Source organism: Nitratireductor pacificus pht-3B (genome assembly GCF_000300335.1).
GTDB lineage: Bacteria > Pseudomonadota > Alphaproteobacteria > Rhizobiales > Rhizobiaceae > Nitratireductor > Nitratireductor pacificus.
Genome location: NZ_AMRM01000006.1, coordinates 205,260 through 223,108 on the forward strand (window position 1 = coordinate 205,260; position 17,849 = coordinate 223,108).

15 protein-coding genes are annotated in these 17,849 nt (G+C 65.8%); 5 read left to right on the forward strand and 10 right to left on the reverse strand.

What is annotated here, in order from left to right; translation table 11 throughout:
* Positions 1 to 138: 138 nt before the first annotated feature.
* Together alaS and recA are read right to left on the reverse strand one after the other, a co-directional pair.
* Positions 139 to 2,802 (reverse strand): alanine--tRNA ligase, encoded by a 2,664-nt coding sequence (alaS, locus tag NA2_RS07465; protein WP_008595940.1) that lies wholly within the window; start codon positions 2,800 to 2,802, stop codon positions 139 to 141.
* A gap of 170 nt (positions 2,803 to 2,972) precedes the next feature.
* A complete protein-coding gene (gene recA / locus NA2_RS07470; protein ID WP_008595941.1) occupies positions 2,973 to 4,055 on the reverse strand; it encodes a recombinase RecA in 1,083 nt (360 codons plus the stop codon).
* Between the two features lie 242 nt (positions 4,056 to 4,297).
* On the opposite strand from recA, the gene NA2_RS07475 reads away from it, so the two are divergent.
* A complete protein-coding gene (locus tag NA2_RS07475; protein WP_008595942.1) occupies positions 4,298 to 5,242 on the forward strand; it encodes a carbohydrate kinase family protein in 945 nt (314 codons plus the stop codon).
* Between the two features lie 13 nt (positions 5,243 to 5,255).
* Positions 5,256 to 6,173: a pseudouridine-5'-phosphate glycosidase gene (locus tag NA2_RS07480; protein WP_008595943.1), complete on the forward strand. Its 918-nt coding sequence runs from the start codon at positions 5,256 to 5,258 to the stop codon at positions 6,171 to 6,173.
* A gap of 63 nt (positions 6,174 to 6,236) precedes the next feature.
* Here NA2_RS07480 and NA2_RS07485 read toward each other — a convergent pair whose 3' ends face one another.
* From NA2_RS07485 to NA2_RS07505, 5 genes are all read right to left on the reverse strand, one after another.
* Positions 6,237 to 7,298, reverse strand: a complete 1,062-nt coding sequence (locus NA2_RS07485) for an alpha/beta hydrolase family protein (protein WP_040677140.1) — start codon at positions 7,296 to 7,298, stop codon at positions 6,237 to 6,239.
* Positions 7,299 to 7,394: 96 nt separating this feature from the next.
* The gene (locus NA2_RS07490) at positions 7,395 to 8,468 is read right to left on the reverse strand and encodes a helix-turn-helix domain-containing protein (RefSeq protein ID WP_040677059.1); all 1,074 of its coding nucleotides are present in this window, start codon (positions 8,466 to 8,468) and stop codon (positions 7,395 to 7,397) included.
* Between the two features lie 289 nt (positions 8,469 to 8,757).
* Entirely contained in the window at positions 8,758 to 9,417 is a 660-nt protein-coding gene (locus NA2_RS07495; RefSeq protein WP_008595946.1) for a YiaD family glycine zipper/OmpA-like lipoprotein, read from the reverse strand.
* Positions 9,418 to 9,576: 159 nt separating this feature from the next.
* Positions 9,577 to 10,653: a GGDEF domain-containing protein gene (locus tag NA2_RS07500; protein ID WP_008595947.1), complete on the reverse strand. Its 1,077-nt coding sequence runs from the start codon at positions 10,651 to 10,653 to the stop codon at positions 9,577 to 9,579.
* Between the two features lie 126 nt (positions 10,654 to 10,779).
* Positions 10,780 to 11,610: an aldo/keto reductase gene (locus tag NA2_RS07505; protein ID WP_008595948.1), complete on the reverse strand. Its 831-nt coding sequence runs from the start codon at positions 11,608 to 11,610 to the stop codon at positions 10,780 to 10,782.
* Positions 11,611 to 11,701: 91 nt separating this feature from the next.
* On the opposite strand from NA2_RS07505, the gene NA2_RS07510 reads away from it, so the two are divergent.
* Both NA2_RS07510 and NA2_RS07515 read left to right on the forward strand, forming a co-directional pair.
* The gene (locus NA2_RS07510; RefSeq protein WP_008595949.1) at positions 11,702 to 12,697 is read left to right on the forward strand and encodes an acetyltransferase domain-containing protein; all 996 of its coding nucleotides are present in this window, start codon (positions 11,702 to 11,704) and stop codon (positions 12,695 to 12,697) included.
* Positions 12,684 to 13,160, forward strand: a complete 477-nt coding sequence (locus tag NA2_RS07515) for a methyltransferase family protein (RefSeq protein WP_008595950.1) — start codon at positions 12,684 to 12,686, stop codon at positions 13,158 to 13,160. Before NA2_RS07510 ends, NA2_RS07515 begins: the two co-directional genes overlap by 14 nt.
* Before the next feature lie 9 nt (positions 13,161 to 13,169).
* Here NA2_RS07515 and NA2_RS07520 read toward each other — a convergent pair whose 3' ends face one another.
* Complete coding sequence (locus NA2_RS07520) at positions 13,170 to 13,556, reverse strand: MerR family transcriptional regulator (RefSeq protein ID WP_008595951.1); 387 nt, start codon at positions 13,554 to 13,556, stop codon at positions 13,170 to 13,172.
* Between the two features lie 516 nt (positions 13,557 to 14,072).
* Here NA2_RS07520 and NA2_RS07525 point away from each other — a divergent pair.
* Complete coding sequence (locus NA2_RS07525; protein ID WP_157188158.1) at positions 14,073 to 15,338, forward strand: MFS transporter; 1,266 nt, start codon at positions 14,073 to 14,075, stop codon at positions 15,336 to 15,338.
* Between the two features lie 40 nt (positions 15,339 to 15,378).
* Here NA2_RS07525 and thrS read toward each other — a convergent pair whose 3' ends face one another.
* Both thrS and yidD read right to left on the reverse strand, forming a co-directional pair.
* Positions 15,379 to 17,358 (reverse strand): threonine--tRNA ligase, encoded by a 1,980-nt coding sequence (gene thrS, locus NA2_RS07530; RefSeq protein WP_008595953.1) that lies wholly within the window; start codon positions 17,356 to 17,358, stop codon positions 15,379 to 15,381.
* A gap of 159 nt (positions 17,359 to 17,517) precedes the next feature.
* On the reverse strand, positions 17,518 to 17,847 hold the full coding sequence (gene yidD / locus NA2_RS07535) for a membrane protein insertion efficiency factor YidD (protein WP_008595954.1): 330 nt from the start codon (positions 17,845 to 17,847) through the stop codon (positions 17,518 to 17,520).
* Positions 17,848 to 17,849 lie beyond the last annotated feature (2 nt).

A 17,849-nucleotide genomic window follows, 5' to 3' on the forward strand; every position in this document is an offset into this window, starting at 1 on the left:
GGATCTGAAAAAGCCGCGGATCAGACCGCGGCTTTTTTGTTGCTCTGGCGAAACGGGCGACCCGCCGCACAGGCTCACTGATCTTCAGCGTTCATGCGGCCGCCGGCTGGCGCCACCCGAACGCAGCACACTCCTGTGTCAGCCTTCCATCGCGACCCTGACCGCCGCCACGGCCGCATCGGCCTTCGCGCCGTCCGGCCCGCCAGCCTGCGCCATATCGGGGCGACCGCCACCGCCCTGCCCGCCAATGGCGGCGGAGGCGGCGCGGACGAGATCGACCGCGCTGAAACGGCCCGTCAGATCGGCGGTGACGCCGACGACGACACTGGCCTTTCCTTCTTCCGAGGTGCCGACGAAAACGGCGACGCCGGAGCCAAGCGAGGCCTTGCCCTCATCGGCGAGGGCCTTCAGGTCCTTCGGCGCGATGCCCGCGACCACACGGCCAAGGAAATTCACGCCGGCCACGGTTTCGGCTCCACCGTCGGCCGCCGCGCCATTGCCGCCGCCCAGCGCCAGCTTGCGGCGTGCATCGGCCAGCTCGCGCTCGAACCTGCGGCGCTCCTCCATCAGGGTCTCGAGCCGGCCAGGCACATCGGCTGCCGCCACCTTGAGCGCGCTGGCCGATTGTTTGAGCAGGCGCTCCTGCTGATCCAGATGCTGCCGGGCAGCCCGGCCCGTCAGTGCCTCGAGGCGGCGCACGCCGCTTGCCACAGCGCCCTCCGAGACGACGCGCACCAGGCCGATATCGCCGGTGGCGCGGACATGGGTGCCGCCGCACAGCTCCAGAGAATAGGTCTTGCCGTTCTTCTCGCCACCGGTTGCCGTGCCCATCGACACGACGCGCACCTCGTCGCCGTATTTCTCGCCGAACAGCGCCATGGCGCCCGCTTCGATCGCGTCATCGACGGCCATCAGCCGCGTCGCCACGGGCGCGTTCTGCAACACGATCTCATTGGCGATGTCCTCGATGCGCGCCAGCTCCTCGTCGGAGATGGGCTTCGGATGCGAGAAATCGAAGCGCAGGCGCTCGGGTGCGACCAGCGAACCCTTCTGCGCCACATGGGTGCCCAGCACCTCACGCAGCGCCTCGTGCAGGAGATGCGTGGCGGAATGATTGGCGCGGATCCTGGTGCGGCGTGCGTGATCGACGCGCAGCGCCACCGCCGCGCCGGTCGCCACCGTGCCCTTCGTCACCGTGCCGAAATGGACAAGCAGCCCGTCGCCCTTCTTCTGCGTGTCGGAGACACCAATGGCAAAGTCCTCGCCCTCGATCGTGCCCGTATCGCCGACCTGGCCGCCGGATTCGCCGTAGAACGGCGTCTGGTTGGTGACGATGGCGATCGCCTCGCCCTCGCCCGCCGTCTCGACCAGCCCGCCGTCGCGCACCAGGGCGGTGACCACGCCTTCGGCTTCCTCGGTCTCGTAGCCCAGGAAATCGCTGCTTCCGGCCTTGTCCTTCACCGAGAACCACACCGTCTCGGTTGCCGCCTCGCCGGAGCCGGCCCAGTTGGCGCGCGCCTCGGCCTTCTGGCGCTGCATCGCCGTGTCGAAGCCCTCCAGATCAACCGCGATGCCGCGCTGGCGCAGCGCGTCCTGCGTCAGGTCGAGCGGGAAGCCGTAGGTGTCGTAGAGTTTGAAGGCCGTCTCGCCGTCCAGCCGGTCGCCCTCGCCCATATCGCCCGTGGCATCGGAGAGCAGCGTCAGACCGCGCGCCAGCGTCTTGCGGAAACGTGTTTCCTCGAGCTTCAGCGTCTCCGTGATCAGCGCTTCGCCGCGCACCAGCTCAGGATAAGCCTGGCCCATCTCGCGGACCAGCGCCGGCACGAGCCGCCACATCAGGGGCTGCTCGGCCCCGAGGAGTTGGGCGTGGCGCATGGCGCGCCGCATGATCCGCCGCAGCACATAGCCGCGCCCCTCGTTCGACGGCAGGACGCCGTCGGCGATGAGGAAGCTCGAGGCGCGCAGATGGTCGGCGATGACGTTGTGGCTGGCGCGCTGCGCGCCCTCGGCCTTGACACCGGTCGCCTCGACGGAGGCACGGATCAGCGCCTGGAACAGGTCGATGTCGTAGTTGTTGTGGACGCCCTGCAGGACGGCGGCGACGCGCTCCAGCCCCATGCCGGTGTCGATCGAGGGCCGCGGCAGGTCGACGCGCTCGTCCAGCGTCAGCTGCTCGAACTGCATGAAGACGAGATTCCAGATCTCGATAAAGCGGTCGCCATCCTCGTCCGGGCTGCCGGGCGGGCCGCCGGGAATGCCCTCGCCATGATCGTAGAAGATTTCCGAGCACGGGCCGCACGGGCCGGTATCGCCCATGGCCCAGAAATTGTCGCTCGTCGGGATGCGGATGATGCGGTCGTCCGAAAGGCCGGCGATCTTCTTCCAGTACCCGGCCGCGTCGTCGTCCGTGTGATAGACGGTGACCAGAAGGCGCTTAGGATCGAGGCCGAACTCCCTGGTGACGAGGTTCCAGGCAAGCTCGATGGCACGCTCCTTGAAATAGTCGCCGAAGGAGAAATTGCCCATCATCTCGAAGAAGGTGTGATGGCGGGCCGTATAGCCGACATTGTCCAGATCGTTGTGCTTGCCGCCGGCGCGCACGCATTTCTGCGCCGTCACTGCCCGGTCGTAGGGGCGCGTCTCAAGACCGGTGAAGACGTTCTTGAACTGGACCATGCCGGCATTGGTGAACATCAGCGTCGGGTCGTTGCGCGGCACGAGCGGGCCGGAGGCCACGATCTCATGTCCGTTCTTCTGGAAATAATCGAGAAAGGTCGACCGGATGTCGTTGACGCCACTCATGCTACAGCCTTTGCGAGAAACCCGCGCGAATGCGGGGAAACAGGTGCGAGCCTTTTAGCGCCGGTACAAAAGCCTGTCCAGAAATCCCACACATGGCCTGACAAAAGCGCAAAATGAAACACCGCCGGCAAGCGGCGGTGTTTCATGAAACCGATCGAAGCGTGTTCCGGTCAGCCTTCGGCCGCGTCGTCCAGGTCGCCAGGCCCCGTATCGTCGAGGAATTTTTCGGCGATCAGTCCCGCGTTCTGGCGCAGGGTCAATTCGATCTCGCCGGCCGTTTCCGGATTGTCGCGCAGGAACTGCTTGGCGTTCTCGCGCCCCTGCCCCAGGCGCTGCGAATTGTAGGAGAACCATGCGCCCGACTTCTCGACCACGCCAGCCTTGACGCCCAGATCGATCAGCTCGCCTGTCTTGGAAACGCCCTCGCCATACATGATGTCGAACTCGACCTGCTTGAAGGGCGGCGCCATCTTGTTCTTCACGACCTTGATGCGTGTCTGGTTGCCGACCGTTTCCTCGCGGTCCTTGACCGAACCGATGCGGCGGATGTCGAGGCGCACCGACGCGTAGAATTTCAGGGCGTTGCCGCCGGTGGTGGTCTCGGGCGAACCGAACATCACGCCGATCTTCATGCGGATCTGGTTGATGAAGATGACCATGGTCTTGGAGCGCGAGATCGAGGCGGTCAGCTTGCGCAGCGCCTGGCTCATCAGGCGCGCCTGCATGCCCGGCAGCGAATCGCCCATCTCGCCCTCGATCTCGGCGCGCGGCGTCAGCGCCGCCACCGAATCGACGACGATCACGTCGAGCGCGCCGGAGCGAACCAGCGTATCGCAGATCTCCAGCGCCTGCTCGCCCGTATCGGGCTGCGAGATCAGGAGGTTCTCCAGATCGACGCCGAGCTTGCGGGCATAGACCGGGTCGAGCGCATGCTCGGCATCGATGAAGCCGCAAATGCCGCCCTTCTTCTGCGCCTCGGCCACGGTGTGCAGCGCCATGGTGGTCTTGCCCGAGCTTTCCGGCCCGTAGATCTCGATGATGCGGCCGCGCGGCAGGCCGCCGACGCCCAGCGCGATGTCGAGCCCCAGGGACCCGGTGGAAATGGTTTCGATCTCGACCACCTGGTCGTTGGCGCCGAGCCGCATGATCGAGCCCTTGCCGAAGGCGCGTTCGATCTGCGATAGCGCCGCATCCAGAGCCTTGGTTTTGTCCACCGAATTGTCCTCTACAAGCCGCAATGAGTTCTGAGCCATGATACAACACCCCTTCGTCGTCAATGGAGGCGGTTCCGCCAAATCCGCGATGGTTATTCGTACTCTTTTTGTTCTTTTTTTGCAATAGGAACCAACTCTCTGAATAAAAAGAGAAAAATGAATATGTTCTTATTTTGTACAGGAACATGTCCCGCTTTACGCCCGGTTCGGCGCAACCAGGGCGAACGGGCTGCGGCGGCGCAAACCGGTCCCTGGCCGATTCGTTTCGGGAGCACGGGACGATGACGGAGCAACCCCGACTGCTCGCCATCGGCGGCGCGCATCTCGACCGGCGCGGCCGGCTCGCCGGAGCGCATATTCCCGCGACGTCCAATCCGGGCCGGATGCGCGAGGAGGTCGGTGGCGGCGCGTTCAACGCGGCTCGCGCGGCGTCCCGGCGCGGCGTCGCCGTCGCGCTTCTGTCGGTGCGCGGCGGGGATGTGGCGGGCGAGGAGGTGGCGCGCGCCATCGACGCCGCCGGCTTCGACGACCTGTCGGCGATCTTCCTCGACCGCGCGACGCCGAGCTACACGGCCATTCTGGACCGCGACGGCGAGCTGATCACCGGTATTGCCGACATGGAGCTGTACGAAAAGGCCTTCGCCAAGCAGTTGCGGCGGCGCAAGTCCCGCGACGCGGCGGCCGCCGCCGACGCCATCCTGTGCGATGCCAACATGCCCGAGCAGGCGCTCGCGCAACTGGCGGCGATCAGCGGGACCACCCCGCTCCATGCCATAGCGGTTTCGCCCGCAAAGGCGGGGCGGCTTGTGTCCTCCTTCGCCCGGCTGACGACCCTGTTCATGAACCAGCGCGAGGCGCGCAGCCTCGCGGGCCTTGGCGCGGAGGCCCCGCTGACGGCAGCCGTGGCGCGGCTGCGCGAGATGGGCCTCTCCGGCGGCGTCATCACCGCGGGCAGCCATTCGGTTCTCGTCTTCACCGGCGGGGCGCTCTGGCAGATCACCCCGCCGGAGGTGGCCTATGTGGTCGATGTGACGGGCGCCGGCGATGCCCTGGCCGGTGCGGCCATCGCCGCGCTGATGCAGGGCGAAACCCTTCCCGAGGCGGCGCGCCACGGGGTCGCAGCCGCCGGCCTCGCCGTTGCCAGCGCCTCGGCGGCGCCGGAATTCGACGCCAGTCTGTTTGCCGCGGCGCTGGCCAGGGTGCCCGCCCCGCGCGCCGTTTCATAAAGGAGCCTTTCCCGTGCGGTCCAACAACATCCTTGATATTCACGCCCCGGTCGCCGAGGCGCTGGCGGCGGGGCAGCCCGTCGTCGCGCTGGAGAGCACGATCATCACCCATGGCATGCCCTGGCCCCGCAACAACGAGATGGCCGCGGATGTCGAGGCGCTGATCCGGGCCGAGGGCGCCGTGCCCGCCACCATCGCGGTGATCGACGGGCGCCTCAAGATCGGCCTGTCAGACGGCGAACGGGCAGCACTTGCGCAGGCGAAGGACCCGATGAAGCTGTCGCGGGCCGATCTCGCCTTCGCGCTGGCGGAAGGGCGGAGCGGCGGCACGACGGTCGCCGCGACGATGATCGCGGCGCATATGGCCGGCATCGCCGTGTTCGCCACGGGCGGCATCGGCGGCGTCCACAAGGGCGCGGAAACGAGCTTCGACATCTCCGCCGATCTGGACGAGCTGGCAAGAACGCCGGTGATCGTCGTTTCCGCCGGACCGAAGGCCATCCTCGACACGGAAAAGACGCTGGAGGTTCTGGAAACGCGCGGCGTGCCCGTCGTCGCCTTCGCCACCGACACCATGCCGGCCTTCTGGTCGCGCCACTCGCCGCACAAGGCGCCGCTGCGGCTCGACACGCCGCAGGCGATCGCCCGCTTCCAGGCCACGCGCAAGGCGCTCGGCATCGACGGCGGCATGCTGATCGCCAATCCTGTGCCGGCGGCTGACGAGATTGCCGCCGGGGAGATGGCGCGGCACATCGCGGCCGCGCAGGACGAGGCGCTCGAGAGGGGCGTTTCCGGCAAGGCGATGACGCCCTTCCTGCTCGCCCGCATTCTCGAACTGACGGACGGAGCGAGCCTAGCCACCAACATCGCGCTGGTGAAGAACAACGCGATCCTGGCGGCGCGCATCGCCCGCGAGATCGCCGCTGCCTGATCCTGCGGGACGCCCGCCTGGCCTGATCGCCACCTGGAATATGAAACCGTTTGTCGCCGGCGATCAGCGCCTTGTCTTCAATGCCCGGTCGAACGCCTCCGCGACCATGGCGATCAGCCGCTTGTGGATGTCGGCGCGGGACCGCCCGTCTCCGTCCGAGCAGATCGGGTCACCGATCTTTTCGGAAGCCGCGCGTTCGGCCGCGCCGGGTTTGCATTCGCCAAACATGCTGTAGTGGCTCGCGTCCCCGATTACAGAATAGGTGCCGTTCGGAATGGCCCCGGCGATCCCGGAAGCGAGCGCGGTCGGCGGGATTTGCCCCGGCTTGCCGAGGTTCACGATCCCGACAGGAATGGAAATCCCGGAAAACGTGCCGCCCTGAAACACGTCCACCGGCGCGGGATCGATCGCCATCGCAAACCTGATCCGCTTGTCTTCGTTGTTCCGACCGGCCGGCTTCATGTCCATGGCATGAAGATCGACGCCGCTTTCCCTTACCCATCCGCAAAGCGAAGGGTTGAAAGCGTCGGTGTCGCAATAGCGCGCCAGGCGGTCCGGGTCGATACGGGCGCCAGCGAGCGCCAGAACCGTGTTGCCCCCCATCGAGAGGCCAAGCGCGCCGACTTTTCCCGGATCCAGATGATCTTCGAAGAAGGGCTGCCGCGCCACCGCATCCAGGCTCGCGGTGATGTCGGCAGGCCGCAGCCAGAGCTTCATCGTTTCCGCTGCCGATCTCAGGGCACCGCCATTGCCGGGATGGAGAGGCGCCGCCACGATGAAGCCCTGTCTCGCCAGCGGCGTGGCGATCCAGCTCATGGCCTCCGGCGTGCCTCCCAGGCCAGCACCATGGGACAGCAGGATCAGCGGAAACTTTCCACGGGAGATCGGAGCCTCGAGCATGGCGTCGGTCCCCGCAAAGAACGGGTTTTCGCCCAGCGTGACGGGCTTGCCGCACGCCTCCGCCGGATACCAGATGGTGACGGCCAGAGCGCCGCCTCGTTCCTTGGAGGGAGCCGCGATCTGCCGCACGCCGACGAAGTCGCCGGCAGCGGCGGACTGATTCACCATCAGCGTGAGGGCCATGGTGCTGCAAAGCACCGTCGCGATCTTACTCAACAGTTTCATGAACATTTCTCCTGGCCATGGGTGTTTGGCCGAAACGTGCAGGAAACAGGGAGCGGCGCGCCCTTGAACGCGATTCTGGACGTTCGAAATCGCGATTCAGGTCGTTTCGCGCGATGATCCCGGCCCCGGGGCGGCAGGTGCATCCCCGCCCCTGCGCCGGTAGCCGCTCGGGGTCGTGCCCGTGACGCGCAGGAATTCCCGGTTGAAGTTCGACTTTGTGCCGAAACCCGATTCCAGCATGATGGCCGTCACCGGATCGCGCGTCGTGGCGAGCCGCCGCCTGGCATCGTCGACCCGGTATTCGTTCACAATCCGGGAGATGTTGCGGCCATGAACCCGGTTGAGAGCGGCGGAGATCTGGCGCGCGGGAATGCCGGCACGCCGTGCGAGCCGCTCCAATGTCAGGTCCGGGTCACGGTAGAGCTGCTGCTCCCGCATCAGTGCATCAACCCGGTCCGCAATGGCTTCGTCATCCTCGATGCTCGCAGAAGCCGACAGCGCGGAGGGAGAAACCGGATCGTCCGCTGTGGCGTCCGCCTCATCGTCGGGGAAGGCACTGCCGGCGACGGTTGCGGCATAACCGGCGAGCGCCAGCCACAAGACGCTCGCAGCGGCGAGGACCGTTCGGGCCTGTTCGCGCTCCCCGAGCGAGAAGTTGAGCGAGATGATCGCGTCGATGAAGGCCGTCGCAACAAGCATGATCGCTACGGAGACGAGCGCCTTGTGCGCGGTCCATTCACTGCTGATACGCACGGCGGAAAGGGCCTCCGGCCCCTGCCGGGCGATCCGCAGAAGCGCAAGGCCGTATCCGAGATAGACGGCAAACAGAACGATATCGATCGGCGCACGCCAGAAGGCGACGAGAACGGCAACCAGGCCGGCAGGCGCCAAGTGGGGCAGCACGTCCCGCGGGCTTGAAAGCCGATCGATGCGCAGCTGGTTGAAGGCCGCGAAGGAGAGTGCCGGAAGGGCTGCCGCGCCGATCGGCTGAAGGAGACGGGCCGGAGACCAGCCGACATTCCAGGTCAGCCCGGACAAGGCCGCCTGAACGGCAAAAATGGCGACGAGCAGCGAAAACAGCCCGTATCTCCGCGCGCCCTGCCGGATCATCCGCACGAGGACAAGGCAAAGAAGTAGGGAGATGACGAATGGCAACGGTATCGAAGGCATGAACAACCATTATCACGGACCGGCTTCCGGCTTGCATGCAACCGACATCGCGGGTTCGCAGAATTCGATCAGCGATCGTTCTGCGACCGATCCTTACGCTCACGCACGCAGCAGCCAGTGCGACACGCGAATGCTCTGAACGCTTCAAAAAAGCTTCGGGCGGGAGAACCCGCCCGAAATGTACATCCCGCAGCGGGGTCACATCGCAGCGCGCGCGGGAACCCCAAGCCGGATTCGCGGGCCGGGCTGGATACCCGGCCGCATTTCCTCGTTGCAGAGATTCTTCCGATCAGGCGCCGGTGAGCGGCGACAGGCGGATCTCCACGCGGCGGTTCTGCGCCCGCCCGTCCGGCGTGGCGTTGGAAGCGATCGGCTGCGTCTCGCCCTGGCCGATGATGGCGAAGCGCTCGCTGGCGGCACCCTGGGAGATGAGGTAGTTCGCCACCGAGCCGGCACGGCGCTGCGAGAGCTCGAGATTGTAGTTGTCGTTGCCGGTCGAATCCGTGTGGCCGAACACGTCGACCAGCGTGCGATTGTACTTCTGCAGCACCAGCGCCACGGAATTCAGCGTCGCGTAGAAGGCCGGCTGAATGGTCGCCGAGTCGGTCGAGAAGGTGATGTTCGACGGCATGTTGAGGATGATGAAATCGCCCTGGCGCGTCACGCTGACGCCCGTGCCCTGCAGCTGGCCGCGCAGCTGCGCCTCCTGCTGGTCCATGTAGGAGCCGACCGCGCCGCCGGCCAGTGCGCCGATGCCGGCGCCGATCAGGGCGTTGCGGCGATCATCGCCGCCGGCCAGGAGCCCGACGCCGGCGCCCGCCAGCGCGCCCAGAGCCGCCCCACCGGCCGTGTTGGAAATCTTCTGCTGCCCGGTATAGGGATCGGTGCTGGTTACGCAGCCGGCGGTAAAGCCCGCGACCAGCGCGACAGCGATGGATTTCTTCAACATAGTCCGTGTCCTCACTTTTCCTCGAAAACCGCGAAAGAATCGCGCTTGAAAACGCCCTCCGCCGCCCCTGTAGCACAATTGGGGCGGAAATCCGCGCGCTCCTGCCGCAGACTATAGGCAAATTTTCGTAAAATTGACCAGCGGTGAAAGCCGCCGGCGTCAATCCTTGCGGTAGATCAGCCAGCTTTTCGTGAATTTGCCGCGCGGCAGGTTCGCGTAGAGGCTGACGCGGTTACGCCCGTCCGCTTTCGAGGCATAGAGCGCCTGATCGGCCTTGGCGTAGAGATCGTCGGCGTCCGTGGCGTCGGAGGCCATGCACACCCCGAGCGAGATGTTGATCGGCCCGTAATTGCGCGCCGTCGACCCGACGCAGAATTCCGCCTTCTCGATGGTCGCCCGCGCCGTTTCCGCCACGGCCATGGTGGCTTCGGCCGAAAGCCCCTCGACGATCAGCGCGAATTCCTCGCCGCCCGTGCGCGCGACGAAGCAGTTCTCGTTGCCCTGCGCCTTCAGGAGATGGGCGACGATCTGCAGGATCCGGTCGCCCACCGGATGGCCGTAATGGTCGTTGAAGGACTTGAAGCCGTCGATGTCGGCGAGAACGAGCGCGTGAAACATCACCGAGCGCTCGTCGTCGTAGATCTGCGCCATACGCTTGTCGAAGGCGCGCCGGTTCCAGATGCGCGTCAGGGGGTCCGTGTCGGCCAGGCGCTTGTACTGTTCGAGCTTGGCGCGAGTCCGCTCCAGCTCCTCGGACTTGTCCTCCATCGCCCTGCTGATCTGCCGGCCCTGCTCGATGGTGGTTTCGGTCGCGGCGGCCATGATGCCGACGATCTTGCGCAGGATGTCGCGCGAAAGGTCGGTGCGGCCGCCAAGTCCGTTCGAGGTCTGGTCGAGGATGACGCCGAACTTTTCCAGCGAACTGCGCTCTCGGCCCAGAAGGGATAAGATCTCCTGCGCCCGGTCGGCGATCTGCTCCTGGGCCGTCTCGACGATGGCCTGCCGGTTGCTCTGGGCAAAATACTTCAGCGCCAGCCTGTCGAGCGCTTCCTGCGTGGGGCGGCCGTTCAGCGCAGCGAATTCCGTCGCCAGCTCGCGGTTCGAGCCGGTGTAGACCTCGTAGAGGATCTCATAGTTGCGCGGCAGACCGACGATGCCCATGCGCCGCATGCAACTGGCGATCGTGGACGCGATGTCGCCCGGCCGCTCTTCCGCGCTACTCGATGTCTGCAACATGCGCAGCCCCACCTTCCCCAAAGGCATACCCCGCCTCTCGACCGCCGGCACGGCGATCAAGACAAGTTTAAGTAAATTAGAATGGACCAGCTAACGCAGGGTTAACCTGCGCAACCTCCGGTACGGCTATGCCGCGTCCCAGATCGGCGAGAAGTCGAAATCGCAGATCCGCTGGCCCGCCGAGCGGAGCGCGGAGATCGCCGCCATCTCGGCCTCGCTCAGGGCAAAATCGAAGATGTCGGCGTTCTCGGCCAGCCTCGCCGGGTTGCTGGTGCGCGGGATCGCGACGACGCCGTCCTGCTGGACGTGCCAGCGCAGGACGATCTGTGCCGGCGTCTTGCCATGACGGAGCGCAGCCTCTGCAACCGCCGGATCCTCGAACAGGCCGGCGCCGCGAGCCAGCGGGCAATAGGAAACCATCGCCATGCCCGCCGCCCGGCAGGCGCGGTGGACCCGGCTCTGGTCGAGATAGGGATGGTACTCCACCTGATTGGCCACCAGCGGGGCGTCCGACAGGTCGAGCGCCTGCGCCAGCAGCGCGGTGGGAAAGTTTGAGACGCCGATATGCCTGGTCAGCCCCGCCTCGCGCACCCGGTTGAGCGCAGCGATGCTGCCGGCGAGCGGCACCTCGGGATTCGGCCAGTGGATCAACAGAAGATCGAGTTCGCCGACGTCGAGCCGCCGCAGGCTCTCCTCCGCCGAACGCTCGAGATCGCCGGGCGCGATGTCCGTCCACCAGACCTTGGTGGTGACGAACAGGTCCGCACGGTCGATGCCCGACGCGCGGATGCCCTGCCCGACCGCCGTCTCGTTGCCATAGGCGGCTGCGGTATCGACATGGCGGTAGCCATGGGAGAGCGCGGTCGAAACCAGATCGGCGCAGGCCTCGTCCTTCAGCGTCCATGTTCCCAGCCCGAGAACGGGGATGGACGCACCGTGGACTTTGATCTTTTGCATTGAACCGATCCTCTTTCCGTCTTTAGGCCACTTTTCGGCGCGACCCATATGATCATACGTTTCGTGAAGAATCATGCGGGGCAACCACCTAATGCAGCAGGCCGCTTCAGGCAAATCGCGCATTGCGGCGATCGACATCGCGCGCGGCGCGGCCCTTCTGGCGATGGCCGTCTACCATTTCGGCTGGGACCTGGAGTTCTTCGGCTACATGGAGCCGGGCACGACCGTCAGCGGCGGCTGGCGCCTTTTCGCGCGCAGCATCGCCACCTCGTTCCTGTTTCTCGTCGGGGTCAGCCTGTTTCTCGCGCATGCCGAGCGCGTTCGCTGGCCGGGCTTCGGAAAGCGGCTTGCAATGGTCGCCGGCGCGGCGGCCCTCATCACGGCGGCCACCTGGTTCGCCTTCCCGGAAGGGTTCATCTTCTTCGGCATTCTGCACCATATCGCCCTGGCAAGCCTTGTCGGCCTCGCCTTCCTGCGCTTGCCGGCCTGGCTTGTGCTTGCCGTGGCGGCGGCGGCCGTCGCCGCGCCGCAGTTTCTCCGCTCGACCCTGTTCGACCATCCCGCCCTGTGGTGGGTCGGCCTGTCGAGCGTCAATCCCCACTCGAACGACTACGTTCCGTTCCTGCCCTGGTTCGGTGCGGTTCTGGCGGGCATCGCCGCCGCGCGCATCGCGCGGGACAGTAGCATCCTCACGCGGCTGGCGACGCTGAAACCGGGACGCTGGTCCGCGCCCCTCACCCTTGCCGGGCGGCACAGCCTGGCGTTCTACCTTCTGCATCAGCCGGTGCTGATCGCCTGCGTGTGGGTTCTCGCGCAGGTGTGGCCGGCGGCCCAGGCCTCTCCCGAGGCGCGCTTCACGCAGGCCTGCGCCGTCCAGTGCGGCCAGTCGCACGACGAAGCCTTCTGCAGGGCCTACTGCACGTGTTTCACCGGCGTTCTGGCTGCGGAAGACCGGCTCGAAGCCGTGTTCTCGCAGGCGCGCGGGCTGGAAACCGAAACCCGCTTGAGCCAGATCGCCTCCGAATGCACTATGCAGGCAGAGGGGTTGACGGCATCGGAGCGGGATCAAGCGGATGAGCGACCATGAAACGCGGGCGACGGGATTTCCCTGGCCGCCACTGATCTACCTGTCGGCGGCAGCCGGCGCGATCATTCTCGGCTCCCTTTATCCCCTGCCCTGGTTCGGCAGGCCGCTCGACGATTTTCTCTTTGCGGTCGGCTGGCTGATGGTGGCGGCCTTCACCGTGATCGCCTTTCAGGCGCTCCGCACGCTCAGGAAGGCGGGGACGAGCATCCGCGCGGATGGCGCGGCGACTGCGCTGGTGACCAGCGGCCCGTTTGCGATCAGCCGAAATCCGATCTATCTGGCCGGCACACTGGTGGTGGCCGGGCTTGGCCTGATCACGGGAAACCCCTGGTTCGTGCTGCTCGCCTTCGTCGCATCCTTCGTGACGCAGAAGCTGGCGATCGAACCGGAGGAGAAGCACCTTTTCGTGCGTTTCGGCAAGAAGTACCGCGACTACCAGAAGAAGGTTCGCCGCTGGTTCTGAACTGAAGTCTCAGGTAGTCACGCCGAGCTCGGCGAGCCGCTCCACGCAGGCTTCCTCCGCGGCGGCCAGTTCCTCGAGCGTGTCTTCCAGGTCGCGCCGCTTCTGCCGCAAATCCTGCTGCTTCTCCTCGATGCGGGTCAGCATCAGCTTGAGCTGGCCCACCTCGCCCGGCGGCGCCTTGTAGACCTCGATGATCTCCCGTATCTCGGACACGGAGAAGCCGAGGCGGCGTCCGCGCAGTATCTGGCGCACCAGTTGCCGGTCGGAAGGACGGTAGAGGCGCGTGCGGCCGCGCCGCATCGGATTGATCAGCCCCTCGTCCTCGTAGAAGCGCAAGGTGCGGGTGGAGATGCCGAACTCCCGCGTCAGTTCGGTGATCGAGTAGTAGTCGCGCATCGCGTCACGCCCTTCATTCGCGGCAAGGTCCGTTTCTCCCCGTGTCCGATCGCCATCCGGCAACCGGCGGGATCATCGTTGCGGCAGCGCACCCTTCCGCCCCTGGTCGCGGTCATGCGCAATTGCCTGCGCCCGCGGAAACGACGCGAGATGATCAGCCCGGAGGCACTTGACACGGGATTTACGTAAAAGTCAATTTTGGGTCTTGCCGAACATTGTTATTGTCAGGATTGGGACGCTCCGAGCAAGGATCGGGGCAAGAGCCAGGACAAGAATCGGGGCAAGCCCGGTCCGCATATCCAACCGGCACTCTACAACCTGAAAACGGATAGCCGCCAGTCCAGATTGGTTTTCAGACGATATGACGCGCCCGGATCGTCCCGAGGCTCAGGCGAGGCCGACCCGCTGGACCTACGCCTTAACAGGGATAGGGACTATGGATTCGAAGGTCATTGGCCTTCTTTCCGGCCGATGAGAGCGATGCGCCGCGGGGCGCCGGACGCACATGGAGACCGCATGCCGCAGCCAGCCCCTTCCACCACGAGCCGCATGGCGGTCGACGGACCCTATGCCTGGCTTCGGCTGACGGTGTCGCTGCTGCTCGGCACGATTGGCACGGTCGGCTTCTGGGCCTTCGTGGTCGTCATGCCGCCGATCCAGCTGGAGTTCGGCATCGACCGTTCCCTCGCCTCCCTGCCCTACACCTTCAACATGATCTGTTTCGCCATCGGCAATGTCGTGATCGGCCGCTATGCCGACCGGATCGGCGTCGCCCTGCCGGTCGCCATTGCCGGCACGGCGCTGGGGACCGGCTTCATCGCATCGAGTTTCACCACCTCGATCTGGCAGTTCACCCTGCTGCACGGGCTGATCGGACTGGGCGGATCCGCGTGCTTCGGCCCGCTTCTGGCAGACATCTCGCACTGGTTCGAGCGCCGGCGCGGCATCGCCGTCGCCCTCGTCGCCAGCGGAAACTATGTTTCCGGCGTCGTCTGGCCCTCCGTCATCAAGCTGGCGCTGGAGGATGCCGGCTGGCGGATGACCTTCGTCGGCATCGGCCTGTTCTGCATCCTCACGATCCTTCCGCTGGCGATGCTGATGCGCCCGCGCCCGGTGATCAGCCAGTCCGACGAACCCGCACCGGGCGACGGCGCGCGGCGCACCGGACTCAAGCCGATCGACCTGTCGCCGCGAACCCTGCAGGCGCTGCTCATCCTGGCCGGCCTTGGCTGCTGCGTCGCCATGTCGATGCCGCAGGTCCACATCGTCGCCTATTGCATGGATCTCGGCTTCGACATCGCGCGCGGCGCCGAGATGCTGTCGCTGATGCTGGCCGCAGGCATCGTCAGCCGGCTGGTGTCCGGGCTTCTGGCGGACCGCATCGGCGGGTTGCCGACGCTGCTGATCGGTTCCGTCCTGCAATGCCTTTCGCTTCTTCTCTACATCCCGTTCAACGGGCTGGCGTCGCTCTACATGGTGTCGTTCATCTTCGGCCTGTCGCAGGGCGGGATCGTGCCGAGCTACACGATCATCGTGCGCGAATACCTGCCGGCGCGCGAGGCGGGGCAACGCGTCGGCGTCGTCATCATGGCGACCATCATCGGCATGGCGCTGGGTGGCTGGATGTCGGGCTGGATCTACGACCTGACCGGGTCCTACAGGGCCGCGTTCCTGAACGGCATCGCGTGGAATCTGGGCAATATGGCCATCGCCTTCTTCATCCTGTTCAGGGCGCACCGCTCGCGATCGCTGGTCCAGACGCAAGGCGCCGCCGCGTCCTGACGGACGGGCGGCGCTTACGGCCGGCGAACACGCAGGCGGGTTATTCCTCCGCCAGAGCCTGTCGCACCAGGTCGGGCGGCGTCGCCTCCTCGACCAGCATGGCGGTCACTTCATCGAGCGTCATGGACGCCTGATCGCGGCTGCCGAGGCGGCGGATGTTGACCGTCCCTTCCTCAGCCTCGCGCTTGCCGCAGACGAGGATCACCGGAACCTTGGCCAGCGAGTGCTCGCGCACCTTGTAGTTGATCTTCTCGTTGCGCAGGTCCGCCTCGACCAGAAGGCCTGCGCGCTTGAGCTTCGCGGCGACCTTCGTGGCGTAGTCGTCCGCATCCGAGGTGATGGTCGCGACGACCACCTGCAAGGGCGCGAACCAGAGCGGGAAGTGACCGGCGTAGTTCTCGATCAGGATGCCGAGGAAGCGTTCCATCGAGCCGCAGATGGCGCGGTGGACCATCACCGGCTGCTTTTTCTCCGAATCCTGGTCGATGTAGAAGGCGCCGAAGCGTTCTGGCAGGTTGAAGTCGATCTGCGTCGTGCCGCACTGCCATTGGCGGCCGATGGCGTCCTTCAGCACATAGTCGAACTTCGGCCCGTAGAACGCACCGTCGCCCGGGTTGATCGCCGTCTTGATGCGGTTGTCGGAGGCGGCGATCTTCTTCAGGACGCCCGCCATGATCTCCTCGGCATGATCCCACAGCGCATCGGAGCCGACGCGCTTCTCAGGGCGCGTGGAGAAGAACACCGTGATCTCCTCGAAGCCGAAATCGGCATAGGTGGAGAGAATCAGGTCGTTGATCTTCAGGCATTCCGCCGCAAGCTGGTCCTCGGTGCAGAAGATGTGCGCGTCGTCCTGCGTGAAGCCGCGCACGCGCATCAGCCCATGCAGCGCGCCGGACGGCTCGTAGCGGTGGACATTGCCGAACTCGGCCAGCCGGATCGGCAGGTCGCGATAGGATTTCAGGCCGTGCTTGAAGATCTGCACATGGCCCGGACAGTTCATCGGCTTAAGCGCGAAGGTGCGGGTGTCTTCCGCCTCGTCGTCGGCGCACTCCACCTTGAACATGTTCTCCTTGTACCAGCCCCAGTGGCCGGACGTCTCCCACAGGCTCTTGTCGAGCACCTGCGGGGCGTTGACCTCCTCATAGCCGTCCGTGGCGAGCCGGCGGCGCATGTAGCTGACGAGGTTCTGGAACATGCGCCAGCCCTTGGAGTGCCAGAACACGACGCCCGGGCCCTCTTCCTGGAAATGGAACAGATCCATCTCGCGGCCGAGCCTGCGGTGGTCGCGCTTCTCCGCCTCCTCCAGCATGTGGAGGTAGGAATCGAGCTGTTCCTGGTCCTGCCAGGCCGTGCCGTAGATGCGCGTCAGCATCGGGTTGTTGGCATCGCCGCGCCAGTACGCGCCGGCCACCTTCATCAGCTTGAACGCCTTGCCGATCTGGCCGGTCGAGGCCATGTGCGGGCCACGGCACAGGTCGAACCAGTCGCCCTGCGCATAGATCTTCAGGTCCTGATCCTCGGGAATGGCGTCGATAAGCTCGACCTTGTAGCGCTCGCCCTTGTCGGCAAACACCTTCTTCGCCTTCTCGCGCGACCAGACCTCCCGCGTGAAGGGCCTGTTGCGCTCGATGATCTCGCGCATCTTCTTCTCGATGGCGGGAAAATCGTCGGGCGTGAAAGGCTCGTTGCGGGCGAAATCGTAGTAGAAGCCGTTCTCGATCACCGGACCGATGGTCACCTGTGTTCCCGGCCAAAGCTCCTGGACCGCCTCGGCCAGCACATGGGCGGCGTCGTGGCGGATCAGCTCCAGCGCGCGCGGGTCGTCGCGCGTGACGATCTCGACGGTGCCCGACGCGCCGAGCGGGTCGGAAAGATCGCGCAGCGTGCCGTCGAACGTGTAGGCGACCGCCTTTTTCGCCAGCGACTTGGAGATCGAGCCGGCGAGATCGGCGCCGGTCGTCGCCGCGTCATACTCGCGCACGGAGCCATCGGGAAATGTTAGGGAAACGGCCTCGGCCATAAGACTTCTCCATATCCAGTCCCGCCAACGAGCGCGGGTGGTGATGATGTTTGTTGCAGGGGGCATGTAGCCGCATCGGCGTGGCGGGTAAAGGGTGAATGGTGAATGGGGCGTAGGTGGCGGCGGCTTGGGGCAGCCCCAATTTTGACCATTCACCCTTCACCCTTCACTATTGACCCTCCAATACCGCCAAGGCCTCCACCATTTCAGCCGCGCCGGCAGGATCTCCGGCACCCGATCGATGCCGTGCGTCCCGCCCGGCCCGCAGCGCGTGACGCGGAACAGGCCCATCCAGCCGCCCGCCCACAGGCCATGGCGGGCGATCGCCTCATAGGCGTATTCCGAACAGGTGGGCAGATGCCGGCAGGTGTTGCCGACGAAACCCGAGAGGGTGAGCTGATAGAGGCGGACCAGAAAGGTACCGAACAGGCGACCGGGCGTCTTCGGCCATGGTCCCTGCCAGTTGCGGCTCCGCGCCGGATGCGCCATGG